The organism is Dyadobacter sandarakinus, assembly GCF_016894445.1.
Classification (GTDB): domain Bacteria; phylum Bacteroidota; class Bacteroidia; order Cytophagales; family Spirosomataceae; genus Dyadobacter; species Dyadobacter sandarakinus.
The window spans coordinates 5,013,113-5,037,786 of the sequence record NZ_CP056775.1; the positions used below are offsets into that span (position 1 = coordinate 5,013,113).

General features: G+C 45.5%; 23 protein-coding genes and 4 tRNA genes. 26 read left to right on the top strand and 1 reads right to left on the bottom strand.

The features are described 5' to 3' along the window. Positions 1–14: 14 nt before the first annotated feature. The 6 genes from HWI92_RS20630 to HWI92_RS20655 are packed head-to-tail and all read left to right on the top strand — an operon-like array spanning position 15 to position 3,188. Positions 15–602 carry a cytochrome c oxidase subunit 3 gene (locus HWI92_RS20630; protein WP_204658802.1) on the top strand — a complete coding sequence of 196 codons (588 nt, stop codon included), beginning with the start codon at positions 15–17 and terminating at the stop codon, positions 600–602. A 12-nt stretch (positions 603–614) separates the two neighbouring features. Next, the gene (locus tag HWI92_RS20635; protein ID WP_204658804.1) at positions 615–1,385 is read left to right on the top strand and encodes a cytochrome c oxidase subunit 3; all 771 of its coding nucleotides are present in this window, start codon (positions 615–617) and stop codon (positions 1,383–1,385) included. A 29-nt stretch (positions 1,386–1,414) separates the two neighbouring features. Continuing rightward, positions 1,415–1,744 (top strand): cytochrome C oxidase subunit IV family protein, encoded by a 330-nt coding sequence (locus HWI92_RS20640; protein WP_204658806.1) that lies wholly within the window; start codon positions 1,415–1,417, stop codon positions 1,742–1,744. 45 nt (positions 1,745–1,789) lie between these two features. Further along, positions 1,790–2,365, top strand: coding sequence for an SCO family protein (locus tag HWI92_RS20645; RefSeq protein ID WP_204658808.1), 576 nt, complete (start codon positions 1,790–1,792; stop codon positions 2,363–2,365). A gap of 2 nt (positions 2,366–2,367) precedes the next feature. Next, on the top strand, positions 2,368–2,907 hold the full coding sequence (locus HWI92_RS20650) for a DUF420 domain-containing protein (protein ID WP_204658810.1): 540 nt from the start codon (positions 2,368–2,370) through the stop codon (positions 2,905–2,907). Further along, positions 2,904–3,188: a CAMCR motif-containing small membrane protein gene (locus tag HWI92_RS20655; protein WP_204658812.1), complete on the top strand. Its 285-nt coding sequence runs from the start codon at positions 2,904–2,906 to the stop codon at positions 3,186–3,188. Before HWI92_RS20650 ends, HWI92_RS20655 begins: the two co-directional genes overlap by 4 nt. 39 nt (positions 3,189–3,227) lie before the next feature. Here the strand turns inward: HWI92_RS20655 and murI are convergent, their stop codons facing one another. After that, positions 3,228–4,037 carry a glutamate racemase gene (murI, locus tag HWI92_RS20660; RefSeq protein WP_204658813.1) on the bottom strand — a complete coding sequence of 270 codons (810 nt, stop codon included), beginning with the start codon at positions 4,035–4,037 and terminating at the stop codon, positions 3,228–3,230. A gap of 117 nt (positions 4,038–4,154) precedes the next feature. Here murI and HWI92_RS20665 point away from each other — a divergent pair, with 117 nt between their 5' ends. From HWI92_RS20665 to HWI92_RS20760, 20 genes are all read left to right on the top strand, one after another. After that, entirely contained in the window at positions 4,155–4,751 is a 597-nt protein-coding gene (locus HWI92_RS20665; protein WP_204658815.1) for an RNA polymerase sigma factor, read from the top strand. Then, positions 4,732–5,529 (top strand): hypothetical protein, encoded by a 798-nt coding sequence (locus tag HWI92_RS20670; protein ID WP_204658817.1) that lies wholly within the window; start codon positions 4,732–4,734, stop codon positions 5,527–5,529. The genes HWI92_RS20665 and HWI92_RS20670 overlap by 20 nt, the downstream gene beginning before the upstream one ends. Before the next feature lie 12 nt (positions 5,530–5,541). Beyond that, positions 5,542–6,630: a hypothetical protein gene (locus HWI92_RS20675; RefSeq protein ID WP_204658819.1), complete on the top strand. Its 1,089-nt coding sequence runs from the start codon at positions 5,542–5,544 to the stop codon at positions 6,628–6,630. Between the two features lie 191 nt (positions 6,631–6,821). After that, a tRNA-Tyr gene (locus tag HWI92_RS20680) sits at positions 6,822–6,904 on the top strand. A gap of 42 nt (positions 6,905–6,946) precedes the next feature. Continuing rightward, positions 6,947–7,019 (top strand) — tRNA-Gly (locus tag HWI92_RS20685). 81 nt (positions 7,020–7,100) lie between these two features. After that, positions 7,101–7,172, top strand: a tRNA-Thr gene (locus HWI92_RS20690). 177 nt (positions 7,173–7,349) lie between these two features. Next, a complete protein-coding gene (gene tuf / locus HWI92_RS20695; protein ID WP_204658821.1) occupies positions 7,350–8,537 on the top strand; it encodes an elongation factor Tu in 1,188 nt (395 codons plus the stop codon). A 101-nt stretch (positions 8,538–8,638) separates the two neighbouring features. Next, positions 8,639–8,709: transfer RNA gene (locus HWI92_RS20700), tRNA-Trp, on the top strand. A gap of 17 nt (positions 8,710–8,726) precedes the next feature. Then, a complete protein-coding gene (gene secE, locus HWI92_RS20705; RefSeq protein WP_204658823.1) occupies positions 8,727–8,918 on the top strand; it encodes a preprotein translocase subunit SecE in 192 nt (63 codons plus the stop codon). Positions 8,919–8,941: 23 nt separating this feature from the next. Continuing rightward, positions 8,942–9,496 (top strand): transcription termination/antitermination protein NusG, encoded by a 555-nt coding sequence (gene nusG, locus HWI92_RS20710; RefSeq protein ID WP_204658825.1) that lies wholly within the window; start codon positions 8,942–8,944, stop codon positions 9,494–9,496. Positions 9,497–9,570: 74 nt separating this feature from the next. Next, positions 9,571–10,020: a 50S ribosomal protein L11 gene (rplK, locus tag HWI92_RS20715; RefSeq protein ID WP_204658827.1), complete on the top strand. Its 450-nt coding sequence runs from the start codon at positions 9,571–9,573 to the stop codon at positions 10,018–10,020. Between the two features lie 37 nt (positions 10,021–10,057). Then, positions 10,058–10,756, top strand: a complete 699-nt coding sequence (rplA, locus tag HWI92_RS20720) for a 50S ribosomal protein L1 (protein ID WP_204658829.1) — start codon at positions 10,058–10,060, stop codon at positions 10,754–10,756. 1 nt (position 10,757) lies between these two features. After that, positions 10,758–11,288: a 50S ribosomal protein L10 gene (gene rplJ, locus HWI92_RS20725; RefSeq protein WP_204658831.1), complete on the top strand. Its 531-nt coding sequence runs from the start codon at positions 10,758–10,760 to the stop codon at positions 11,286–11,288. Positions 11,289–11,374: 86 nt separating this feature from the next. After that, entirely contained in the window at positions 11,375–11,761 is a 387-nt protein-coding gene (gene rplL, locus HWI92_RS20730; protein ID WP_204658833.1) for a 50S ribosomal protein L7/L12, read from the top strand. Between the two features lie 306 nt (positions 11,762–12,067). Next, positions 12,068–15,925: a DNA-directed RNA polymerase subunit beta gene (rpoB, locus tag HWI92_RS20735; RefSeq protein WP_445447114.1), complete on the top strand. Its 3,858-nt coding sequence runs from the start codon at positions 12,068–12,070 to the stop codon at positions 15,923–15,925. Positions 15,926–16,012: 87 nt separating this feature from the next. Continuing rightward, positions 16,013–20,335: a DNA-directed RNA polymerase subunit beta' gene (rpoC, locus tag HWI92_RS20740; RefSeq protein ID WP_204658837.1), complete on the top strand. Its 4,323-nt coding sequence runs from the start codon at positions 16,013–16,015 to the stop codon at positions 20,333–20,335. A gap of 135 nt (positions 20,336–20,470) precedes the next feature. Continuing rightward, positions 20,471–20,800, top strand: coding sequence for a DUF3467 domain-containing protein (locus HWI92_RS20745; RefSeq protein WP_204658839.1), 330 nt, complete (start codon positions 20,471–20,473; stop codon positions 20,798–20,800). Between the two features lie 156 nt (positions 20,801–20,956). Then, complete coding sequence (locus HWI92_RS20750) at positions 20,957–21,418, top strand: (2Fe-2S)-binding protein (protein WP_204658841.1); 462 nt, start codon at positions 20,957–20,959, stop codon at positions 21,416–21,418. A 3-nt stretch (positions 21,419–21,421) separates the two neighbouring features. Continuing rightward, positions 21,422–23,566: a xanthine dehydrogenase family protein molybdopterin-binding subunit gene (locus HWI92_RS20755; RefSeq protein WP_204658843.1), complete on the top strand. Its 2,145-nt coding sequence runs from the start codon at positions 21,422–21,424 to the stop codon at positions 23,564–23,566. A gap of 108 nt (positions 23,567–23,674) precedes the next feature. Continuing rightward, a complete protein-coding gene (locus HWI92_RS20760; RefSeq protein WP_204658846.1) occupies positions 23,675–24,643 on the top strand; it encodes a hypothetical protein in 969 nt (322 codons plus the stop codon). Positions 24,644–24,674: the final 31 nt, after the last annotated feature.

Below are 24,674 nucleotides of genomic sequence, written 5' to 3' on the forward strand. Positions count from 1 at the left end.
AGTTTTAGGTGAAAATGGAAAGTGTTCAACAGTTAAAAAGTGATCGGAGTCCACGGGAGACATTGTCTATGGACCCGATTAAGTTCATACTTTGGTTGTTCCTCGTGACAATCATTATGCTTTTTGCGTCTCAAACCAGTGCTTACCTCGTAAGAAGAGCGGAAGGTAACTGGCTAGAATTTGAAATGCCTCAAATCTTCTGGTATAGTACTGTAGTGCTTGCTCTGAGTAGTGCAGCTATGCAATGGGCGTATTTTGCGGCAAAAAAAGACCGTTTCAGGGAATTGAAGATAGCAATTTCTATTACTTTTGTCCTGGGTCTGGCTTTTCTGTTTATGCAGTTTGAAGGATGGAAGAAGCTCGTTGAAATGAATGTTTATTTCGTGGGCAATCCGTCAGGATCGTTTTTTTATGTGTTTACAGGATTGCATGGATTGCACCTGATTAGTGGTATTATCGTGCTGATGTTTTCACTGGCAGCTGCAGTTCGGATGAATGTTCATTCAAAAAACCTTCGGAAAATCGAGATATGTGTAACATACTGGCATTTTCTGGACATACTTTGGATATACCTTTTTGTTTTTTTATTGACTTTTAAATAATAATACTGATCAATGGCTGCAAATGTAACAACACCTGGCGCAGTAGAACCCAAGATGTGGTTGGGGGGTATTGAGCCGATGAAAGCAAGTTACGGTAAACTGATGATGTGGTTTTTCCTCATCTCGGATACATTTACCTTTTCCGCCTTGCTGGTTGCTTATGGCACAGCGCGGTTTAGCTTTCCTGCTTTTCAGGGTGAAGCAGCGGATTTTACATTTTCAAACATGTACTGGCCGATACCTGAAAAGGTATATGAAGCAGTGCCATTTCTTCATGGCATCTCACTCCCGCTGGTATTTGTCGGTATTATGACATTTATATTGATTGCAAGTAGCGTTACAATGGTACTTGCAGTAGAGGCAGGCCACAGGATGGATCGTGCAAGTGTTGAGAAATACATGTTGTGGACAATCCTCGGTGGTTTTACTTTCCTTGGATGCCAGGCCTGGGAGTGGTCCCACTTTATTCATGGTACAGACGCTGGTTCCGTAATGAAAGTGATTGAAAATGGAACTTGGGTCAACAAGACAATTTTTGGGGCTAACCTGACGGAGAATCAGTACGGTCCTCCTGCTTTTGCTGATTTCTTCTTCTTCATTACCGGCTTCCATGGAACGCACGTATTTAGTGGTGTTATTCTGAACATTCTTATATTCTTCCGTGCTGCTACCGGTTTTTACGATAAGAGAGGGAGCTATGAGATGGTAGAAAAAGTAGGACTCTACTGGCACTTCGTAGATTTGGTATGGGTATTTGTATTTACATTCTTTTACCTGGTTTAATAAGCAATAAATATTACATCTAGATAAAAATGGCTAACGTACATCATATACATAACCAGGATCCCGAAGCTGGCGCTGAACAAAGAAAAGCAATCTGGAAAACGTTCTGGATCTTGCTGGTACTAACTGCAGTTGAATTCTTGATTGCATTTACCCTGCATCACGGTACTTTGAAGGTTGCAATCTTCATTGTCATGACCATTGTGAAAGCGTTTTACATTGTCGGCGAATTCATGCACTTAAAACACGAGACAAAATCGCTGATATGGTCAATTCTGATTCCTGTGATTTTCGTTGCGTGGCTGATACTGGCACTACTTCTTGAAGGCAATGCCATATTCAAGGCGGTTTTCGATTAAAGCATAATGACTAAATCATTCAAAGCCGGATTACTGATCGTCACATTGGTAATACCGGCTTTTGTTTTTGCATTCCTTCAGTTTTTTGGCACAAACCATTATAATCTACCCTACTTCGTACCAGAAAGAAATGAAGGCGGGCAGGTAGTGATGTCAAAGGGCGACACTGTATTCCGGAAGTTGAATGTCATAAGCCTTAACAACAATTTAAGCTCATTTGAGCTTGCAGGCAAACTGACGGTTGTCCATTTTCTCCCGCAGACCTGTGAAGATTCCTGCGAGTTGGTTTTGGCTCAACTTGAACGCATAGCAGTGTTAGAAAATGCAATTCCTGAGTTAAATTTGTTGACCTTAACATACTCACAGGAAAATAGCGATAGGATACGTGAGAAAGCTGATGTGGCTGGCTGGCATACACTCAGGGGATCGGAGCAGGATATTACGAGTTGGCTGAGTAGCAATGTGCAGGATGCTGAGATGCCTGAGAAGAAACTTGTGTTATTTGACTACCAGGGTTACGTAAGAGGCTTGTACAATGCATTGGATGCGGCTGAAATAGACCGGCTGATGGCTGAAATTAAGATTTTGAATTACGAAAAAAGAAAGAAGCAGGAGGAGTAATTATGGCAACGCTGGTATTGGCAAAAAAACCTAAATACGAAAGGATAATCAACATTCTGGCCATTGTTATTCCACTGGCAGTAGCTGTGCTGCTCGGAATCAGGCAAAAGGTGGATCTCGGTGCCTGGACGAAGGTATTACCTCATGTTATCGGTGTTATTAATTCTTTAACTGCCGTATTGCTTATTGCAGGCTATGTATTTGTGAAACAGGGCAAGGTAGCAGCTCACCGACAAACGATGACAGGTGCTTTTCTTCTTGGAGCGGTTTTCCTGGTATGCTACATTCTGTACCACGTTTCCAATGAGTCTACACCTTATGGTGGTCAGGGCTTCATTCGCCCGGTCTACTACTTTCTACTGATATCGCACATCACGCTGTCCATCGTGGTGGTGTGGTTTGTATTACGTGCGGTGTACTTTGGTTATACTAACCAGATTACGGCGCATAGAAAAGCAACAAAATGGGCATTACCGATCTGGTTGTATGTCAGTATTTCCGGTGTAGTCGTTTATTTAATGATTAGTCCTTATTACTCATGAAAAAGTGGATCATAATAGCTGGTTTTGTGCTGACACTCGTCCTGATTGGAAGTGATGGGTGGGCACAATGCGCAATGTGTCGCGGAACCGTCGAAAGTTCAATGGGCAATGGAAGAAATAATGTTGGCGTAGGGCTTAACACAGGAATTATGTTTCTTTTTGTCATGCCCTACTTACTGGTAGCAATCATCGGATATCTCTGGTACCGAAACAGCCGGAAACAGCAGCAGGAGCGCGACTTTATTGCCTCCCGGGTAAGACAAGCGCTACAAGGTAGTTAAATGAAAGCGGAGCAAGAGCTTCGCTTTTTTGTTTTTTCCCTATTCCCAAAGTGGATAATGTTCCAGCTGAATCTGTTTACCAAAAAATATCTCAGTGGATTGCTCGAACGACTGGGTGTAATCGGATACAAAGAACTGCCTTCTGCCTTCTCCTTTTTCGTTCAGCAAATAATGTTGTTCCAGAAAACCTTTCAATGACCGAGCAACGATCTCAGATGAATCAAGAATTTCTACTTTGCCTTCATAAAACGTCTGAATCTGATTTTTGATTAAAGGATAATGGGTGCATCCCAGAATCAATGCTTCAATACCGGTCAGCACACTGTCTGAAAGATAGCTGGTGATAATACTTTCACTGATGTTGTTGTCGAAAAAACCCTCTTCAATCATAGGTGCCAGCAGCGGCGTAGCAAGCGACTTCAGGTTAATTCCTTTGTCCAGCGCATCCACTTTCTTTTTGTAAACATTGGACAGCACGGTTTGCTTGGTACCAATCAGCCCAATGGTTTTACCCTCATAATGTTCCTTGATGTAGTCGACGATGGGGTCAATTACATTCATCACCTTCGCCTTACTGCCTACATACTCTTTAACCAGCTCGTATGCCGCAGCAGATGCCGAGTTACAGGCTATGAGGATCAGTTTACAATTCTGCTGAATCAGCATGTTGCATATTTTGATCGAATACGCCTGAATCGCAGCGGTTGATTTGTCCCCATAAGGTAAATGGGCAGTGTCACCGAAGTAGATCGTGTTTTCTTGTCCAAGGAGCCGGGTAACCGCGCTGGCAACCGTCATTCCCCCGATTCCACTGTCGAAAATACCGATAGGTGCAGATGAATTAAGCATTGAATTATATCTGATAATGGTTTTCAAAGCTATCAGAACAGATTTGATAAAAAAAATGTATGCTCGTGCAACTTCTGCTGTGGTAAAGCGCATCTTGCTGCTGAAATCACCAAACTAATGGGGCGAATTTTAGCATTGTTTAGCCAGGAAGGTCAGCTTGTAAGCGCTTTGAAAAGGGACGATCCCAAAGCGCAGCGACAAGCCTATGACAAATACAGCCGGAGGATGCTGGGGCTTTGCTATCGCTATGTTTGTGATGATATGATTGCCGAGGACCTGATGGTAGAGGGGTTTATGAAGGTTTTCAGTAAGATAGATCAATTCAGTGGGGAAGGTAGTCTCGAAGGCTGGATACGCAAGATCATGGTTAACGAAGCACTGGGTTACCTCCGGAAGTTTAAGAAAATTCAGGAAAGCCACCTGTCTGACGAGGCAGCGTATATCGCTGATGATAGTTGTGCAAATGCGGAGCAAAATCTCGACGCACAAGCCCTCCTAGACCTTATTGCAACACTGCCCGAAGGTTACCGGACTGTTTTCAACCTTTATGCGATTGAAGGATATGCGCATCAGGAAATAGCAGAAATGCTGGGCGTGTCCGAAAGTACATCCAAGTCGCAGCTGCATCGGGCAAGAGCATTGTTACAAAAGCTGGTTAGTGAATGGGATATGGATTTTAAAAAAAAAGTAAACTATGAAAACGCATCCTGTTGATGATCTTTTCAGGAGTAAGTTGTCAGACATCAGCAAAACTCCTTCGAATGCAGCCTGGGAAAAGCTGTCAGCTGGCACCGGAAAAGAAAATAAATCCAAAGCCCACTGGTGGTACGGAGTGGCTGCCAGTCTGGCAATGCTTGTAAGTATCGGGTATGTGGTATGGAATGTAGAACATGAACAACGCACTGGCACCCACATCTCATTGGCACAAAAACAGCCACAGGCAAACGACCCTAAACCGACCGAAGTACCTACTGACTTACCGGAAGCAAAATCCGCTGTTGAAGTCAGGCCCGAAACCAGCATGACCGCAGTAGTAGCAGCCGGTACTGACAAAAAGCGCCACGTACAAGAGCTAAGTGCACCTCAGCCGAATATCCAGGAATCATCAATTCAGAAGAGGGAAGAGCTCGTCACTGCCGTCACTCCGCTTGAAAGCATTGCTCCCATAGAGATTAATGAGAAAGAGCAATCCATGCCAAAGTTGCCGGAGTTAGCGGAGCAAAGTGTGGCTACTGCCACTCAGGAAGAAGTGAACCGCAAGATGGTGGTCCACATTGAACTTCCCTCCGAAGATGGACGGAAAGCAAAAGAAAGCAGGTTTGTGAAGGTATTCAGACAGCTAAAAAACGCGCGTGCCGGAGAGAAAGTGGACTGGGAGGAAGTAGGTTTTAATCCGAAGCGCATAATTGCCAGAGTAGACGATAAGTTGCGGAACGGAGAGGAAAAGTTTTCAGATAAGTACCAGGATATCAAAGAAAAAACAAAGTTGTAAACTGATTGAGCCATGAAAATTAAGCTATTACTCGGATTATTATTATCAGCCTTTTTGACAAATGCAAATGCCGCAGCTCTCATGTCTGAGGCAAACAACAAGGACTCTATTGTTGTCACATTCGGACCAAAAACACGCCTGGTTATTTTTGGAGAAAGCCGTAAGGAACTTGAAACTGTTATGCAGTACGACCTCAATGCATTATTAAGGGATCTGAAGGTACGACTGGATAGCAGCCAGACTGACACAACCATTGTGGTAGAAGAATTTGACGGTAACGAGTACCTTAAAAATAAAAGTCAGAATAACCAGCGCGACTTTGTGAAAATTGGACTTCGGGGCATTTACGTAAAGGACGGTGATACCGAAGTTACCATCAATGCGAAAGGAGTGGAGGTAAAAGATGACCAGGTTACTGTAACTGACTCAACACATCGCAAGTCGTACAGAAATTTTTACAAATCAGGCTTTGGGTCTAGTCCCCGACGTGGATTCAATATTGCATTGGGACTAAATACATTTGGGCATAATGATAGTCAGGGGTATAATACTGCCGATTACGATTTGCGTCCTTTCGGCTCCCGCTACATCAGCCTGGGCTATGTGGTGAGTACGCGAATTGCAGGCGGGAGCGGTACACGGCTGCATTTGGATCTGGGCGTCGATTTTTCCTGGTATAATTTCATGTTTGATGGAAACAACACCGTTACAAAAACCAATGACAAAGTAGAATTTTCCCTTGTTAAAGATGATGAAGGTAAAGAGATGGACCTCAAAAAAAGCAAGCTGACTGTTCCCTATGTGAATCTATCGTTAATGCCTACCCTCAGCTTTTCACGCTCTTTTGTGTCTTACATCAGTGCAGGTGTGTATGGGGGGTATCGCTTGGGTAGCTACACCAAATTACGCGTCGAGGGTAGCAAGGATGTCACTCACGACCGTCGGAATTTCTTTGTCGAAGATTTGCGTTACGGCTTTGCGGCGGAACTGGGTATCCGGAATTTTCCTGATTTTTTTGTGAGCTACGATCTCAATGAGCTGTATCAGTCAAATAGAGGTCCTGCCGTAAAAGTGCTGAGTTTTGGTATAAGGCTGTTCTGATACAGGCATTTACCCCTGAATAGAAGATTACTTAGCACATTCATTGAGGCTCTGGACACCATTTACTTACGTCCGAGTCTCATTTTTTTTGTCATTTTTTTAAAAAGGATTTGAGATTTTAAGAAAAGGATATAATTTTGCGACTCCAAAAGTAAAACAAACGGTTTTGCAGTTGTGTTGAAATGATGTCTGGGGGTGTACCAGAGTGGCCAAATGGGGCAGACTGTAAATCTGCTGGTGTATGCCTACGGTGGTTCGAATCCATCCGCCCCCACTGTCTAGCCCCTTATTACCAGTAAGGATCAGGCAAGTAAATGCGGAAGTAGCTCAGCTGGTAGAGCGATAGCCTTCCAAGCTATAGGTCGCGAGTTCGAACCTCGTCTTCCGCTCAATAAGGACCATCGAAGCGATTAGCGAAAACATTCAGACTGAAACTTTTTCGCTAATCGCTTTTTGGTTCTAACGACAATGCTTTTGTAGCTCAGGGGTAGAGCACTTCCTTGGTAAGGAAGAGGTCAGGGGTTCAAATCCCCTCAAAAGCTCAGATAAGTTTTTCTTGCTTCGCATGCATCAGATAGTATGGTGCTGCGATTATTTGACATTGATCCTTTGGATTTAGTACTTTGGTTTTCGAGTAAAGCGGCTTGCAGCTAAACAGGATCAATCATTCAGCTTTAATAAATTCGTAACAACTTTTAATTTTTAAGCGTACTTAAGTCATGGCAAAAGAGACGTTTGACCGCTCGAAACCCCACGTAAATATTGGTACTATCGGGCACGTTGACCACGGTAAAACTACCTTGACCGCAGCAATTACAACTGTACTTGCGGATAAAGGTTTCGCACAAAAACGCGATTTCTCCTCGATCGATAACGCACCGGAAGAGAAAGAGCGTGGTATCACTATCAACACTTCACACGTAGAATACCAGACTGCCAATCGTCACTATGCGCACGTTGACTGTCCAGGTCACGCTGACTATGTGAAGAACATGGTAACTGGTGCTGCTCAAATGGATGGAGCTATCATCGTAGTTGCTGCTACGGATGGACCTATGCCACAAACTCGTGAGCACATCCTTCTGGCTCGTCAGGTTGGTGTTCCTCAGCTGGTTGTATTCATGAACAAAGTGGATATGGTGGATGATCCGGAATTGCTTGAACTTGTTGAAATGGAAATCCGTGAGCTTCTGAGCTTCTACGAATTTGATGGAGACAATATTCCTGTAGTTCAAGGTTCTGCACTTGGTGCTTTGAACGGAGAGCCTAAATGGGTTAAGACTGTTGAAGAATTGATGGATGCAGTTGATAGCTGGATTCCAATTCCTCCACGTATGACTGATCTTCCATTCTTGATGCCTGTCGAAGACGTATTCTCGATCACTGGTCGTGGTACTGTTGCAACTGGTCGTATCGAGCGTGGTATCATCAACTCAGGAGAAGCAGTTGATATCCTTGGTATGGGTGCAGAAGGTCTTAAATCAGTTGTAACTGGTGTTGAGATGTTCCGTAAGATCCTTGACCGTGGTGAAGCTGGTGACAACGTAGGTTTGCTGCTTCGCGGTATCGACAAAGAAGATATCCGTCGCGGTATGGTAATCTGTAAGCCAGGTTCAGTTAAGCCCCACCTGCACTTCAAAGGTGAAGTTTATGTACTGTCGAAAGAAGAAGGTGGACGTCACACTCCATTCTTTAATAAATACCGTCCTCAGTTCTACTTCCGTACCACTGACGTGACAGGTGAGATCTCACTTCCAGCAGGTGTTGAAATGGTTATGCCAGGTGATAACATCACGATCGAAGTGAAGCTGATCAACAAAATCGCTATGGAAAAAGGTCTTCGTTTCGCGATTCGTGAAGGTGGACGTACCGTAGGTGCTGGTCAGGTTACAGAGATCCTCGACTAATTTAAATTGACGATTTATATAAGTGCATTCTATTTGGAATGCACTTGTTTTTTATAAATATGTCGTATCTTTGCAGCCCGAAAGATAGGGTTGCATGATAAACGGGTGTAGTTCAAGGGTAGAATAGCGGTCTCCAAAACCGTTGATGGGAGTTCGAATCTCTCCACCCGTGCATAATTTTAGAGATAGATGGGAAAGTTTACCGAATTTTTGAAAGCCTCGTGGGAGGAAATGACAGAGCATGTCACCTGGCCTCCTTTTAGTGAACTTCAGGCCAATACGACTCTGGTATTGGTTGGCTCCCTCATCTTCGCCTTCGTCGTAGGTGTAATGGACTTCGTATTCGAGAACGCACTCAAGTTGTTTTATCAGTCTTTCTAAGGCTATAATAATCCCGGGAAAGTATGAGCACTTTGAATTGGTTTGTATTAAGAGCTGTGTCTGGACAAGAAAAAAAGATCAAGTCCTACATAGAGAATGAAATCACGCGCCAGAAGCTGAATGAGTTCGTTCCGCAGATTCTTATACCATCCGAGAAGATTTTTGAGATGCGTAATGGCAAAAAGAGGGTAAGAGAGAAAAACTTTTTTCCCGGATACATTATTATATCAGCGGATCTTTCCAAAGGCGAAGTACTGCATATTATTACCAGCATCCCTGGCGTCATCGGATTCCTTGGTGCTTCTGAGGGTAATGCGAAAGTTCCGGTAGCACTTCGTCAGTCTGAAATTAACCGGATTCTGGGTAAGGTAGACGAGGCGGAACATCATGAAGAGGCTCCTTCCATGTCCTTCATAAAAGGTGAAACGGTTAAAGTTGTAGACGGGCCTTTCAGCGGTTTTATCGGATTAGTGGAAGAGGTTTTCGACGAAAAGAAAAAACTCAATGTAGTTGTAAAAATATTCGGGCGTAATACACCCGTGGAACTCAGTTACGCACAAGTAGAAAAGGATAGTTGATTGAGTAGCGGGCAGGTAAGCTTCCACTTGCAATTGAGCCGCTAATCGTCAATGAACCAACAAATTTCAAAACAATGGCAAAAGAAATAGGTGGTTACGTCAAACTACAGGTAAAGGGCGGGCAAGCCAATCCTTCACCTCCGATTGGTCCTGCTTTGGGATCCAAGGGTTTGAATATCATGGAGTTTTGCAAGCAATTCAATGGCCGTACCCAGGATAAAATGGGAACGGTATTGCCGGTAGTTATTACTTACTATAAGGATAAGTCTTTTGACTTTGTCATTAAGACGCCCCCGGCTGCAATTCTGCTTTTGGAGGCATCAAAAATAAAGACAGGTTCTGCTCAGCCAAACCGGCTGAAAGTAGGCTCGGTATCATGGGATCAGGTTCGCACGATCGCTGAAACTAAAATGCCGGACTTGAACTGCTTTACGATTGATTCTGCCATGAAAATGATTGCAGGAACGGCCCGTAGTATGGGTATTACCGTTGCAGGCAAAGCCCCGTGGGAGGAGAACAACTAAGCGTTGACATATTGAATACGCTAAAGAAACAGAGAACATGGGAAAATTGACCAAAAAGCAAAAAGAAGCTCTTTCGAAATATGACGCAAGTCAGGTCTACTCCTTGGAGCAGGCAGCGGATGTTCTGAAAACGATTTCATATACAAAATTTGATTCATCCGTGGATATTGACGTTCGTCTGGGCGTTGATCCCCGCAAGGCTGATCAGATGGTACGGGGTGTAGTAACACTTCCTCATGGAACCGGTAAAGAAGTTCGTGTACTTGTATTGTGTACTCCTGATAAGGAGGCTGAGGCGAAAGAGGCTGGTGCTGATTACGTAGGTTTAGATGAGTATATCCAAAAGATAGAGCAAGGCTGGACTGATGTTGATGTAATCATCACAATGCCTAACGTTATGGCTAAGGTAGGTCGCTTAGGTAAAGTATTAGGACCAAGAGGTTTGATGCCAAACCCTAAGTCAGGTACAGTTACGCCGGAAGTCGGCAGAGCTGTACGCGAGGTGAAGGCGGGTAAAATCGACTTCAAAGTAGACAAAACTGGTATCATTCATACGAGCATTGGTAAAGTTTCATTTGGAACAGACCAACTTGCTCAGAATGCTCAGGAAGTAATCAATACGCTAGTTCGTTTGAAACCTTCGTCTGCCAAAGGAACCTACGTGAAAAGCATTCACTTGTCAAGTACGATGAGCCCGGGTGTTATTATTGATAAAAGCACGATTCCAGGATTATAATATGACACGGGAAGAGAAAGCCGTCATCATTGACGAGTTAAGTCAGAAATTCTTAAATACACCATATTTCTATATCACCAATGCTAGCGGAATGACTGTTAGCGAGGTTAATTCGCTCAGAAGCTTGTGCTTCGAACGCGGCATAGAGTATCGTGTTGTAAAGAATACATTGATAAAGAAAGCGCTGGAAGCATTAGATACTGATTATTCATCTTTTGACGAAGTGTTGAAAGGATTTTCAGGAGTAATGTTTCATCCGGAGTCAGGCAAAGTTCCTGCACAACTGATCAAAGACTTCAAAAAGAAATCAGGTAATGACAAGTTGAAGTTCAAAGGAGCTTCTGTTGACTCTGCTGTTTTTGTTGGAGAAAGCCAATTGGATGTTCTGATTTCACTGAAATCGAAACAGGAAATGGTTGGTGAAGTGATTGGATTGCTGCAATCACCAGCGAAGAATGTTATTTCTGCTCTTTCAAGCGGTGGTAACAAACTTGCAGGTATCCTTAAGACTTTGTCTGAAAAAGAAGACTAATATTCAAGCCAGGTTTAGCTCTCCGGGTTTATATATAAATAGAGCTTTAATTATCTTAATGTATAATCACAAAATCAAAAATAAAAATGGCAGATTTGAAAGCTTTCGCTGAACAACTTGTTAACCTTACGGTTAAAGAAGTAAACGAATTGGCTGCAATTCTTAAAGACGAATATGGTATCGAGCCTGCTGCTGCTGGTGCAGTTGTTATGGCAGGTCCTGCTGGTGGTGCAGGTGGCGATGCTCCTGCTGTTGAAGAGAAAACATCTTTTGATGTAATCTTGAAATCAGCTGGTGCAAGCAAACTTGCAGTTGTGAAATTGGTGAAAGACCTTACTGGCCTTGGCTTGAAAGAAGCTAAGGAATTGGTAGACGGTGCTCCGAAACCAGTTAAAGAAGGAGTTGCAAAAGACGAAGCAGAAGCTTTGAAAAAACAACTTGAAGAAGCTGGTGCAGAAGTTGAAGTAAAATAATTGGTTCAACAGCTCAGTTTATAAAATTTAAGGATCAGGCCTGATTTCCATCAGGTCTTTTCCTGTTTTGTATGTTTGCAAACGAAAATTCAGTTTTCTGCGTTTGAAATATACAGGCGGCTCTTAGCCGTTATCCCCATCCAACAATACTTGTTCCGAAACACTTCTTTACTCGTAGGAAAGAAGAAAAGGGTCTAAGTGTTTTCATCTACGAGGCAAAGATTAGGTTGAAACTTTTTAGTCAGCCGGGACAATGTAATTACCCGGTTTTTCTGCTAACCCAAATCACAAATAGCCTTGGCTACAATTAAAGCAACAACAGAAAGGAAGAATTTCTCCCGGATCAATCAGATTATTGATTATCCTGACTTGTTGGGCATCCAGGTACAATCGTTCCGGGATTTCTTCAGTCTGGATACTTCAGTAGAGGATCGCTCAGGAGAAGGTTTGTACAAAGTATTTGCAGAGAATTTTCCGATTGCGGATTCTCGCGACAACTTCGTACTAGAATTTATTGACTACTTACTGGAGCCGCCCAAGTACTCCGTTGATGAGTCCATCGACAGAGGTTTGACTTACGCGGTTCCCTTAAAAGCAAAGTTGCGCCTTATTTGCAATGATGCTGATCACGAGGAATTTGAGACAATTGAACAGGAGGTATTCCTTGGAAACATTCCGTACATGACGGAGCGTGGATCATTCGTGATCAATGGCGCTGAGCGTGTAATTGTGTCGCAGCTTCACCGTTCTCCGGGTGTGTTCTTCTCGATGAGCAAGCACACCAATGGATCCAAATTGTATTCAGCACGTATTATCCCTTTCAAAGGCTCATGGATTGAGTTTTCAACGGATGTCAATAACGTGATGTATGCTTATATCGATCGTAAGAAGAAGTTTCCGGTTACAACGCTGCTGCGGGCAATCGGCTTTGGATCTGATAAGGATATTCTGGATCTTTTTGGTCTTTCCGAAGAAATTAGTGCAACGCCTGCAAACCTTAAAAAGGCAGTAGGCCGCAGGCTGGCAGCAAGGGTGCTGCGGACCTGGACTGAGGACTTCGTGGATGAAGATACTGGTGAAGTAGTTTCCATCCAGCGCAATGAAGTACTGCTTGAACGTGACTCGACCATTTCACCTGAGGATATTGAGGTGATTGTAGAATCCGGTCAGAAGTCCATCATTCTTCATAAAGAGGATATGAATGTGGCTGATTATAATATTATTTATAATACGCTGCAAAAAGATAGCTCAAACTCCGACAAGGAGGCCGTTGAGCAGATATACCGCCAGCTGCGTAATGCAGAGGCACCCGATGAGCAAACAGCCCGGGATGTTATTCAGAGCTTGTTTTTCTCTGACAAACGTTATGACCTCGGTGATGTAGGCCGGTACCGGATTAACAAGAAATTGGGATCGGATACCAGCCTGGACGTTCGCGTACTGACAACAGGCGACATCGTTTCTATCGTTAAATACCTGATCGGTCTGATTAATGCCAAAGCAGTAGTTGATGACATTGACCACTTGTCAAACCGCCGTGTACGTACCGTAGGCGAGCAGTTGTATGCACAGTTCGGTGTAGGTCTTGCTCGTATGGCGCGTACGATTAAGGAGCGTATGAACGTACGGGATAACGAAGATTTCAAACCGGTTGATTTGATCAATGCAAGAACATTGTCATCGGTAATCAACTCGTTCTTCGGTACCAACCAGCTTTCGCAGTTTATGGATCAAACGAATCCATTGGCTGAGATTACGCACAAACGTCGTATGTCGGCACTTGGACCAGGTGGTCTTTCACGTGAAAGAGCAGGTTTTGAGGTGCGTGACGTTCACTACACTCACTACGGGCGTCTGTGTACAATTGAAACACCTGAAGGTCCGAACATTGGTCTGATCTCTTCACTTTGCGTATTTGCGAAAGTGAATGGAATGGGCTTTATCGAGACGCCTTATCGCGTGATCGATGGGTCAGGTAAGCTGACGGATGAGCTCATCTACATGACAGCGGAAGAAGAAGATTCCAAATACATCGCGCAGGCCAATGCCTCTGTTGATAAAGAAGGAAACTTTACCGTTGAAAAAATCAAGACACGTTTCGAAGGTGACTTCCCAATGGTGGATCCTTCGCAGGCGTCATACATGGACGTAGCTGCTAACCAGATTGTATCTGTTGCCGCTTCGCTGATTCCGTTCCTTGAACACGATGATGCGAACCGTGCATTGATGGGATCTAACATGCAGCGCCAGGGTGTGCCTTTGTTGCGCCCTCAGGCTCCTATTGTAGGTACTGGTCTCGAAAGACGTGTTGCCATGGATTCCCGCGCACTGGTTGTGGCGGAAGGTGATGGAGAAATCGAGTATGTGGACTCCAAAAAGATTGTAGTGAAGTACGACAGGACTGATGAAGATCGTCTTGTAAGCTTTATTGACGATAGCGTGTCTTACAGCCTTGTTAAGTTCCGCAGAACCAACCAGGACACTTGTCTTAACCTTCAGCCAATGGTGTTGAAAGGGCAGAAAGTGAAAAAAGGAGAGCCGCTTTGCCAGGGATATGGTACTGAGGGCGGTGAACTTGCACTGGGACGTAACCTGCTTGTAGCCTTCATGCCTTGGCAGGGTTATAACTTCGAGGATGCGATTGTTATCTCCGAGAAGGTTGTCCGCGAGGATATTTTTACTTCGATTCACATTGAAGAATTTGAGCTGGAAGTACGTGATACCAAACGGGGTGAAGAAGAATTAACCGCTGAAATTCCGAACGTAAGTGAGGAGACGGTTAAAAATCTGGATGAAAATGGTATCGTTCAGATTGGTACTGAGGTAAAAGAAGGTGATATCCTGATCGGTAAGATCACTCCAAAAGGAGAATCAGATCCTACTCCGGAAGAAAAATTGCTTCGTGCTATTTTCGGTGATAAGGCTGGTGATGTGAAGGATGCCTCCAAAAAAGCACCACCATCCATGAAAGGTGTGGTTATTGATACGAAGCTTTTCTCCCGTCCTACAAAAGAAGAGCGTGCAAAACATAAAGACGAGCTTCGGTTACTGATGAAAAAGTACGGCCGCGATCTTACTGCATTGCGCGGACGTGTCATCGACAAACTGGTTCAACTTACAGATAATAAGACCAGCCAGGGAGTTAAACACAAATTTGGTGATGAGCTGATCAGCAAAGGAATGAAGTTCAATGTGAGAAATATCTCCGAGAACCTTTTCCCTGCTAATAACCCATACCGCGATGAAAGCCAGTATGCAGTGCCCGAGGAGGCTAACCTCATTGGTGACGTACTGACCGACTCCTGGACCGAAGATGCGGATACCAATCGTCAGGTTTCTCTGGTATTGAAAAACTACCTGAATGCCCGAAGCGAAATCATGGGCCGCTTCAAACGCGATCGTTTCGCATTGGAAGTTGGTGACGAACTACCTGCTGGTATCGTGAAACTGGCGAAAGTATATATCGCTAAGAAACGTAAACTGAAAGTTGGGGATAAAATGGCAGGTCGTCACGGTAACAAAGGGGTTGTTGCCCGTATCGTTCGTGACGAAGATATGCCATTTCTCGAAGACGGAACGCCGGTAAACATCGTGTTGAACCCGCTTGGGGTACCTTCACGTATGAACATCGGTCAAATTTATGAAACCATCCTTGCATGGGCTGGTCTGAAACTCGGCCGCCGCTACGCAACACCGATCTTTGACGGTGCTACCGAAGCAGAAGTTGCTGCTGAGCTGAAAGAAGCAGGTCTGCCGGATTGGGGACGTACTTATCTGTACAATGGTCTGACTGGTGAGCAATTTGACCAGCCGGTAACAGTCGGTCTGATGTACATGATGAAATTGGGCCACTTGGTTGACGATAAAATGCACGCGCGTTCTATCGGGCCATACTCGCTCATCACTCAGCAACCATTGGGTGGTAAAGCGCAGTTCGGTGGACAGCGTTTCGGTGAAATGGAAGTGTGGGCGCTGGAAGCGTTCGGTGCATCGCACATTCTTCAGGAAATCCTTACTGTGAAATCCGATGATGTGGTAGGCCGTGCCAAAGCCTATGAAGCGATCGTGAAAGGTGAAAACCTTCCGAAACCAAATATCCCAGAGTCATTCAACGTACTTGTCCACGAGCTTCGCGGACTAGCATTGGAGATTACACTGGACTAATTTTTAGTCGTAAGCGGCGCATTGTACAATGCGCCGCTTAGAAATGCAATCATTTAGTTTCGACTAACAGACAAACGACTCTTTATTATGTCTTTCAAAAAGAATAAAAAATTAAACAGCGACTTTTCCAGAATGACGATCAGTCTGGCGTCACCGGAGTCTATTCTAGAAAGCTCCTTCGGTGAAGTAACCCAGCCTGAAACCATCAATTACCGGACCTACAAGCCGGAGATGGGTGGTCTGTTCTGCGAGCGCATTTTCGGTCCTGTAAAAGACTGGGAATGTCACTGCGGTAAATACAAACGCATTCGCTATAAAGGAATCATTTGCGACCGTTGCGGCGTCGAGGTAACCGAGAAAAAGGTTCGTCGCGAGCGCATGGGTCACATTGAACTGGTGGTTCCTGTTGCACATATCTGGTACTTCCGCAGCTTGCCGAACAAAATCGGTTACCTGTTGGGACTTTCTACCAAGAAACTTGACCAGATCATTTATTACGAACGGTACGCGGTTGTTCAGCCAGGTATTAAGGAAGAGGATGGCGTTAGCTACCTAGACTTCCTGACCGAGGATGAATACCTTGATATCATCGACAAGCTTCCACGCGAGAACCAGTTGCTTCCTGATGCGGATCCCAACAAATTCATCGCGAAAATGGGTGCCGATGCATTGGAAATGCTGTTGAGCCGCATTAAGCTTGACGAACTTTCTTACGAGCTTCGTCACCAGGCTGCTACCGACACTTCTCAGCAACGTAAAGCGGAAGCTTTGAAACGTCTGAAAGTAGTGGAAGCTTTCCGTGACGCGAATACCCGTATCGAAAACCGCCCTGAATGGATGGTGATCAAAATGGTACCGGTTATTCCACCAGAATTGCGTCCGCTTGTGCCTCTGGATGGTGGTCGTTTCGCGACTTCGGATTTGAACGACCTTTACCGTCGTGTGATCATCCGTAACAACCGTCTGAAACGTCTTATCGAGATCAAGGCACCTGAGGTGATCTTGCGTAACGAAAAACGGATGTTGCAGGAAGCGGTTGACTCCCTTTTCGATAACAGCCGTAAAGTGAATGCTGTGCGTTCAGAAGGTAACCGTGCTTTGAAATCACTTTCAGACATGCTGAAAGGTAAGCAAGGCCGTTTCCGTCAGAACTTGCTCGGTAAGCGTGTCGACTACTCTGGTCGTTCGGTTATCGTGGTAGGCCCTGAATTGAAACTGCACGAATGCGGTCTGCCGAAAGATATGGCGGCTGAGCTTTTCAAACCGTTCATTATCCGCAAGCTGATCGAGCGTGGTATTGTTAAAACTGTAAAATCAGCGAAGAAGATCGTAGACCGCAAGGATCCTGTGATCTGGGATATTCTTGAAAACGTACTGAAAGGTCACCCGGTGTTGCTTAACCGTGCTCCGACACTTCACCGTTTGGGTATCCAGGCATTCCAGCCTAAACTGATCGAAGGAAAGGCGATCCAGCTTCACCCATTGGTTTGTACGGCATTCAACGCTGACTTTGACGGTGACCAGATGGCGGTACACGTACCACTAGGTCAGGAAGCCGTTTTAGAAGCGTCCATGCTGATGCTTTCTTCGCATAATATCCTCAACCCTGCCAACGGTGCGCCAATTACGGTACCATCTCAGGACATGGTTTTGGGTCTGTACTATGTGACCAAAGGACGTGTAAGTACGCCTGAATATCCGATTACAGGGGAAGGCAAACTTTTTTATGGTCCGGATGAAGTTATCATTGCGATCAATGAAGGGAAACTTTCGAAACATGCGAATGTGAAATGTCGTGTTCGTGTGCGTAATGAAGATGGTTCATTTGAAACCAGACTGATTGATACAGTAGCCGGACGTATTCTCTTCAACCAGGCTGTGCCTGATGAAGTAGGCTACATCAATGAGCTGTTGACTAAAAAGAAACTACAGCAAATTATCGGTCTGGTATTTAAACAGGCGGGTGTAGCTCGTACGGCTCAATTCCTGGATGAAATCAAAGAACTTGGTTTCCAGATGGCCTTTAAAGGTGGTTTGTCAATGGGATTGAATGACGTGATGGTACCGGATGAGAAAGAAAAACTCATTGAGCAAGCCAAAGGGGATGTTGAAAACGTTTGGAGCAACTACCTGATGGGTCTTATCACCGAAAACGAGCGTTATAACCAGGTTATTGATATCTGGACGCGTGTTAACTCACGTATCACAGAGACGTTAATGAAGCAGCTGGAAACAGACCAGGGCGGATTTAACTCGATTTATATGATGATGCACTCGGGTGCCCGTGGTTCCCGCGAGCAGATCCGTCAGCTGGGTGGTATGAGGGGTCTTATGGCCAAACCTCAGAAAAACATTGCTGGTGGTGCAGGTGAAATCATCGAGAACCCGATTCTTTCCAACTTTAAGGAAGGTCTTGACGTTCTGGAATACTTTATCTCAACACACGGTGCGCGTAAAGGTCTTGCCGATACTGCATTGAAAACTGCGGATGCAGGTTACCTGACCCGTCGTCTGCACGACGTGGCACAGGATGTGGTTGTGGTTGAAGAGGACTGCGGATCTCTTCGCGGAATCGCAATCTCTGCGTTGAAAGACAATGAAGATATTGTTGAACCACTTTCTGAGCGTATCCTCGGTCGTGTAAGTGTTCATGATGTATTTGATCCTTTGTCCAATGAACTGATTCTTGCTTCTGGACAGGAAATTACAGAGGAAATTGCCTCTTATATTGATGAAACAAGCATTGAAACGGTTGAAATCCGCTCAGTACTGACTTGCGAAACCCGAAATGGTGTTTGTGCGAAATGTTACGGACGCTCTCTGGCATCGGCGCATATGGTAAACATTGGTGAAGCTGTGGGTGTAATTGCATCCCAGTCAATCGGTGAGCCGGGTACACAGCTCACCCTGCGTACCTTCCACGTCGGTGGTACTGCATCCAACATTTCCGTTGAAGCCAATATCAAGGCGAAGTTTGACGGTGTGATTGAATTTGAGGATCTGCGTCTTGTACAATCTGTTAACTCAGAAGGAGATGAAATTACAGTAGTAATGGGACGTTCAGGTGAGGTGAAAATCATTCATCCTGAAACAAAACAGCTGCTTATTTCAAACAACGTACCTTACGGTGCAACCCTTTTGGTAAAAGATGGTGACAAGGTTTTCAAAGGACAGGAACTTTGTACCTGGGATCCATACCACGCAGTAATCCTTTCAGAATTCACAGGAACTGTTTCCTTTGACGCAATCGAAGAAGGTATTACATTCCGGGAGGAGTTTGACGAGCAAACAGGCTTCCAGGAGTCAGTGATCATTGAAACACGTGACAAAACCAAAAACCCGGCTATCGTGGTAAAAGGTAAGTCTACGTTGTTGAAAGATCAGACTGAAAAAGGGTATAACCTTCCTGTTGGAGCGCGTCTGGTTGTGAAGGCTGGTGCAGCAATCAAGGCTGGTCAGCCGCTGGCAAAAATCCCGCGTGTCGTTGGTAAAACCCGAGATATCACAGGAGGTCTGCCACGTGTGACCGAATTGTTCGAAGCACGTAACCCGTCCAACCCGGCTACGGTTTCCGAAATTGATGGTGTAGTATCTTACGGTGGCGTAAAACGCGGTAACCGTGAAATCCATATCGAATCAAAAGACGGAACACAGCGTCGTTACATGGTGCCTTTGTCGAAACACATTCTTGTTCAGGATGGTGACTTCGTACGTGCCGGTGACCCGCTTTCCGATGGTGCAATCACTCCTGCGGACATCCTTTCTATCAAAGGACCAACCGCAGTACAGGAGTACCTGGTGAACGAGATTCAGGAAGTATACCGTCTGCAAGGTGTGAAGATCAACGATAAGCATATCGAATGTATCGTACGCCAGATGATGCAGAAAGTGGATATCCTGGATGCGGGTGATACCAACTTTCTGGAAATGCAGGCAGTTGACCGCGTGGTATTCCGCGAAGAAAACGATAAGATCCTGGATATGAAGGTTGTTGAAGACTCAGGTAGCTCCGAGACGCTGAAACCAGGTATGATCGTTTCGGTACGCCGTTTGCGTGATGAAAATTCAAGCCTGAAACGTCGTGACCTGAAACTGGTTACTGCCCGTGATGCACAGGCTGCTGTTGCACGTCCTACACTGATGGGTATCACGCAGGCTTCATTGGGTACTGAAAGCTTTGTTTCCGCAGCTTCGTTCCAGGAAACAACCAAAGTACTCAGCGAGGCCGCTGTTCGTGGAAAACGCGATGAGCTGAAAGGTCTGAAGGAAAACGTGATCGTAGGTCACCTGATCCCTGCCGGTACAGGTATGCGTCAGTACGAAAATCTTATCATTGGTTCCAAAGAGGAATTCGATGCGCTCGCAGAATCCCGTGAAAAACAATCACGTAAGAAAAGAGAGCTCGTTTAGGTTTTCATAAATCTTTGAATGGCCGGTTCTGCTCACGCGGGACCGGCCATTTCTTTTTTGCTTAGGGTAAATTTTAGTAATTTCCACCCCTTAACGCATTCTACCCGGGTAAACCCAATAACAATCATCAAACTCATGAGCGAAGAAAACAAGGATAATGATCAGCAGATCAATGTAGAATTATCCGAAGAAATGGCGGAAGGGGTCTACTCCAACCTGGCAATGATTGCACATTCAAATAGTGAATTCATTCTCGACTTTATCCGCCTGATGCCGGGCGTGCCGCGGGCAAAGGTCAAGGCACGCATCATCATTACTCCTGAACATGCCAAAAGGCTTGTTGCTGCGCTCAAAGACAATATTAACAAGTACGAAGACCAATATGGTCCCATTCAGAATACACAGGACACCGAGCCGGCATTCAATTTCCCGATCAGTTTCGGTGGACCTGGAGGCGAAGCCTGAGATTAACTATCTGCATAAACAAGAATGTCCGGAAGAGTCTTCTCCCGGACATTCTTGTTTATGATCCAACGTACGATTATTCCGTGTTATACTTGTTTTCTAGACAGTTAGTTAGGAAATTGCTGTTACTTCAAATTCCCAATATTTTCATTCACCATGGCTTTATTCAAACTTACCATCAACAACCGCGCTTACGACGCAGATGTGGAGGAGGATACTCCTTTACTATGGGTATTACGCGATAACCTTGGCCTCGTAGGGACCAAGTTTGGCTGCGGCATTGCCCAATGCGGCGCCTGTACTGTCCATATCGACGGCAAGGCAGCGCGCTCATGTGTGCTTCCGGTGTCAGCTGTCGGTAAATCCAAAGTAACAACCATTGAAGGTTTGTCCGAAAAAGGAGATCATCCTGTGCAAAAAGCCTGGGACGAGGTGGATGTAGCCCAATGCGGGTACTGCCAGGCCGGCCAGATCATGACTGCTGCGGCTTTACTCAAAGAGAAACCAAAACCGACCGACGAAGAGATTGTATCGACGATGAGCGGCAACATCTGTCGCTGCGGTACTTATCACCGCATCCGCGAAGCCGTCAAAGTAGCAGCCTCCAAAACCAACTAAACCATGCATACATCAGAACAAACGTCCAGGCGGGATTTCATGAAACTTGCCGCTGCGGCTGGTGGAGGACTGTTTCTTGGTTTCAATTGGACCAACTCTTCCGCACTGCCGGTGGTAGTCAGCGCGAAGAGCATAGCAGCCGGCTCCATACATTTCAACAGCTATCTTTCCATTGGTACCGATAATATTATCACCATTGTTTCTCCCAATCCTGAAATAGGCCAGGGTATCAAAACGGCCTTTCCTATGGTAGTAGCCGAAGAGCTTGACGCCGACTGGAAACAGGTGAAGACTGTTCAGGGAAATCTGGATACTACCATTTTTGAGCGCCAGGTTACAGGAGGGAGTGGTGCCGTACCGCATTCATGGGAACGCCTCCGCAAAGCCGGCGCTACTGCCCGGCACCTGCTCGTTGAAGCCGCTGCTGCGGGCTGGCATGTTCCTGCCGCCGAGTGTACTACCGAAAACGGCAAGGTACTGCATAAAGTATCCGGGAAGTCGCTGTCGTACGGAGAGCTGGCCGAAGCAGCATCCAGGCTCACAGTACCGGACAATGTTCCCCTCAAAAATGAGAAAGACTTCAAGCTTATTGGAAAATCCGTACGCAATGTGGATAATCACAACATTGCAACCGGTAAGCCGCTTTTCGGGCTGGATTTTCATAGGGAGGGAATGCTCTATGCCATCATCCAGCGTCCCAAAGCTTTTGGTTTGAAACTCAAATCTGTCAATGCAGATGCTGCAAAGGCGATGCCCGGGATCGTAGACGTTGTCACATTTGAAAACAGCGTTGCCGTTGTAGGCAAATCAACCTGGCAGGTGAAGAAGGCCAGGGAGGTTCTTAATATAGAATACGAGAAAGAAGCTGCACTCGAAAGTTCAGCGGATCACGACCGCATTTTTAAAGAACTGCTGGACAGCAAAGAAGCGACCGTCAGGCGTAAAAACGGTGATGTGGATGCGGCATTCAGAGATGCGGTAAAGGTGATCAAATCCGAATTTCAGTGCCCATTTCTGCCGCACAGCCCATTGGAACCCATGAACTTCTTTGCGCACGTTCGCGAGGACGGCGTAGAACTGGTAGGCCCGACACAAACGCCGGACCGGGCCAGGACAGAAGTTGCAAAGCTCACGGGTATTCCTGCTGAAAAAATCACAGTTGAAATCACCAGGCAGGGTGGCGGATTTGGTCGCAGGCTTTCGGCTGATTTCGTAATGGAGGCAGCACATGTTTCCAAACTCACCAAAGCACCCGTAAAGGTCATCTGGACGCGGGAGGATGATATGACCGGTGGGACTTACAGACCTGCAGTAAGGTACCGGTTTGAGGCTGCATTGGATAAAAACGGAGAAATGACCGGCTATAAACTACGTGGCGTGGGTATCAACTCGGGGAATCCTACCCGGGAGGATAACTTTCCTTCAGGTGCGGTCGATAATCTGCTGATAGATTCGGTAGAGTACAAATCGGCGATTACCACGGGCCCCTGGCGCGCACCGATCACCAACTTCCTGGCCTATGCAGAGCAGTCTTTTTTGGACGAAGTAGCAGAAGCAGCCGGTAAGGATCCTGTGGCTTTCAGACTTGCATTGCTGGAAAAAGCCAGGAAAGCACCGGCTGGAGAAGTCAAATATGATATAGACCGCATGGTCTCGGTAATCAGGCTGGCTGCCGAGAAGAGTAACTGGGGTAAAAAGAAAGGGGTTCACCAGGGATTCAGCGTGTATTTTTCACACCGCTCGTACGTAGCTCAGGTGGGAGAAGTAGTGGTTGAAAAAGGAAAGCCTGTTCTGAAAAACGTAGTTGCAGCAGTAGACTGCGGGATTGTCATTAACAAGAGCGGGTCACTGCAGCAGGTACGCGGAGGTGTTGTGGATGGGGTAGGCCATGCCATGTACGGTAATCTCACCTTCAAAGACGGCAAACCGGACCAGAGTAATTTCAATGGTTTCCGCCTGATCAGGATGAACGAAATCCCCGAAGTGGATGTGCATTTTGTAGATAACGGTATATCGCCGACTGGCCTTGGTGAACCTGCATTGCCGCCGGCAGGAGCTGCGGTGGCGAATGCTTTCTATAAGGCTACAAAGCAGCGTTTGCGCAATCAGCCTTTCATCAATGATGAGGCTTTTAAAGGTATTTCGTAACAATCTGAGGTAATAACATAAAGACAGTAAGTTGAAATGCACATATTGCATTTTCAATTTACTGTCTTTTATTTTCGTCGTAAATCGGGGCTAAATCCGGGATAATCTATGAAAAAATACTTAATGGTTTTCAGCGCACTTATCTGCTTCCTAACCGCAGGCTTTATTGCTGCAGATTACCCGGATGCCGACATTTCCAACGGAACGATCAAGGCAACGCTCCTTTTGCCGGATGCTGCAAACGGATATTACCGCGGTACCAGGTTTGATTGGGCTGGCGTAATACCAAAGCTGGAATATAAAGGCCACACTTATTTTGGCCAATGGTTTCCGGATTATGATCCCAAGCTGCACGATGCCATTCAGGGTCCGGTGGAAGAGTTTGTCGCACTGGACTTTGACGGGACCAAAAGCGGGGAAGAGTTTGTAAAAATAGGTGTGGGTGGTTTGATCAAGCCGGATGACAAGCCTTATGCTTTTGCCCGGTACTATGAAATCAAAAATCCGGGTAAATGGAGCGTGAACACCCGTAAGGATGCAGTTGAGTTTACCCACGAGCTGAAAGATGCCGCGGGGTATTCGTATTTATATAAAAAAACAGTGAGGCTTGCCAAAGATAAGCCCGAACTCGTCCTCGAACACAGCCTGAAAAATACAGGTACGAAGGCCATCGAAACCAAGACGTACAATCACAACTTTTTCATGATTGACAATGAGCCGAGCAGTCCCAACATCCGTATTGTTTTTCCCTTCGAAGTGAAAGGAGAAGGAAAAGGTTTTGGAACAATTATTAATGCAAATGGAAAGTCACTTGCTTACAGCCGTGAGGTCACAAAAGGGGATCAGGTATTCAGTGCCGGATTGGAGGGTTTCGGGCCGACGGCTAAGGATTACGACATCAAAATTGAAAATACAAAAACAAAGGCCGGTGTGAGGATTACCAGCGATCAGCCGCTCGACAAGCTGGTTTACTGGGCCTGCCCGACAACTTCCTGCCCCGAGCCTTACGTTAAAATTTCGGTGGCACCAGGTGCAGAAATGAAGTGGAAAGTGAATTATGAATTCTACACTTTTTAATAAATGAAACTATTTCCGGGCCTTAATTCCT

What these genes read in the sequence shown, in the direction of transcription:
- HWI92_RS20635 (WP_204658804.1), top strand. Translation starts at nt 615, where the DNA reads ATGGCTGCAAATGTAACAACACCTGGCGCAGTAGAACCCAAGATGTGG.
- tuf (WP_204658821.1), top strand. Translation starts at nt 7,350, where the DNA reads ATGGCAAAAGAGACGTTTGACCGCTCGAAACCCCACGTAAATATTGGT.
- rpoC (WP_204658837.1), top strand. Translation starts at nt 16,013, where the DNA reads ATGTCTTTCAAAAAGAATAAAAAATTAAACAGCGACTTTTCCAGAATG.
- rplL (WP_204658833.1), top strand. Translation starts at nt 11,375, where the DNA reads ATGGCAGATTTGAAAGCTTTCGCTGAACAACTTGTTAACCTTACGGTT.
- rplK (WP_204658827.1), top strand. Translation starts at nt 9,571, where the DNA reads ATGGCAAAAGAAATAGGTGGTTACGTCAAACTACAGGTAAAGGGCGGG.
- HWI92_RS20630 (WP_204658802.1), top strand. Translation starts at nt 15, where the DNA reads ATGGAAAGTGTTCAACAGTTAAAAAGTGATCGGAGTCCACGGGAGACA.
- HWI92_RS20655 (WP_204658812.1), top strand. Translation starts at nt 2,904, where the DNA reads ATGAAAAAGTGGATCATAATAGCTGGTTTTGTGCTGACACTCGTCCTG.
- HWI92_RS20750 (WP_204658841.1), top strand. Translation starts at nt 20,957, where the DNA reads ATGGCTTTATTCAAACTTACCATCAACAACCGCGCTTACGACGCAGAT.
- rplJ (WP_204658831.1), top strand. Translation starts at nt 10,758, where the DNA reads ATGACACGGGAAGAGAAAGCCGTCATCATTGACGAGTTAAGTCAGAAA.
- rplA (WP_204658829.1), top strand. Translation starts at nt 10,058, where the DNA reads ATGGGAAAATTGACCAAAAAGCAAAAAGAAGCTCTTTCGAAATATGAC.
- HWI92_RS20760 (WP_204658846.1), top strand. Translation starts at nt 23,675, where the DNA reads ATGAAAAAATACTTAATGGTTTTCAGCGCACTTATCTGCTTCCTAACC.
- HWI92_RS20675 (WP_204658819.1), top strand. Translation starts at nt 5,542, where the DNA reads ATGAAAATTAAGCTATTACTCGGATTATTATTATCAGCCTTTTTGACA.
- HWI92_RS20640 (WP_204658806.1), top strand. Translation starts at nt 1,415, where the DNA reads ATGGCTAACGTACATCATATACATAACCAGGATCCCGAAGCTGGCGCT.
- nusG (WP_204658825.1), top strand. Translation starts at nt 8,942, where the DNA reads ATGAGCACTTTGAATTGGTTTGTATTAAGAGCTGTGTCTGGACAAGAA.
- HWI92_RS20670 (WP_204658817.1), top strand. Translation starts at nt 4,732, where the DNA reads ATGAAAACGCATCCTGTTGATGATCTTTTCAGGAGTAAGTTGTCAGAC.
- HWI92_RS20650 (WP_204658810.1), top strand. Translation starts at nt 2,368, where the DNA reads ATGGCAACGCTGGTATTGGCAAAAAAACCTAAATACGAAAGGATAATC.
- secE (WP_204658823.1), top strand. Translation starts at nt 8,727, where the DNA reads ATGGGAAAGTTTACCGAATTTTTGAAAGCCTCGTGGGAGGAAATGACA.
- HWI92_RS20665 (WP_204658815.1), top strand. Translation starts at nt 4,155, where the DNA reads ATGGGGCGAATTTTAGCATTGTTTAGCCAGGAAGGTCAGCTTGTAAGC.
- HWI92_RS20755 (WP_204658843.1), top strand. Translation starts at nt 21,422, where the DNA reads ATGCATACATCAGAACAAACGTCCAGGCGGGATTTCATGAAACTTGCC.
- HWI92_RS20745 (WP_204658839.1), top strand. Translation starts at nt 20,471, where the DNA reads ATGAGCGAAGAAAACAAGGATAATGATCAGCAGATCAATGTAGAATTA.
- murI (WP_204658813.1), bottom strand. Translation starts at nt 4,037, where the DNA reads ATGCTTAATTCATCTGCACCTATCGGTATTTTCGACAGTGGAATCGGG.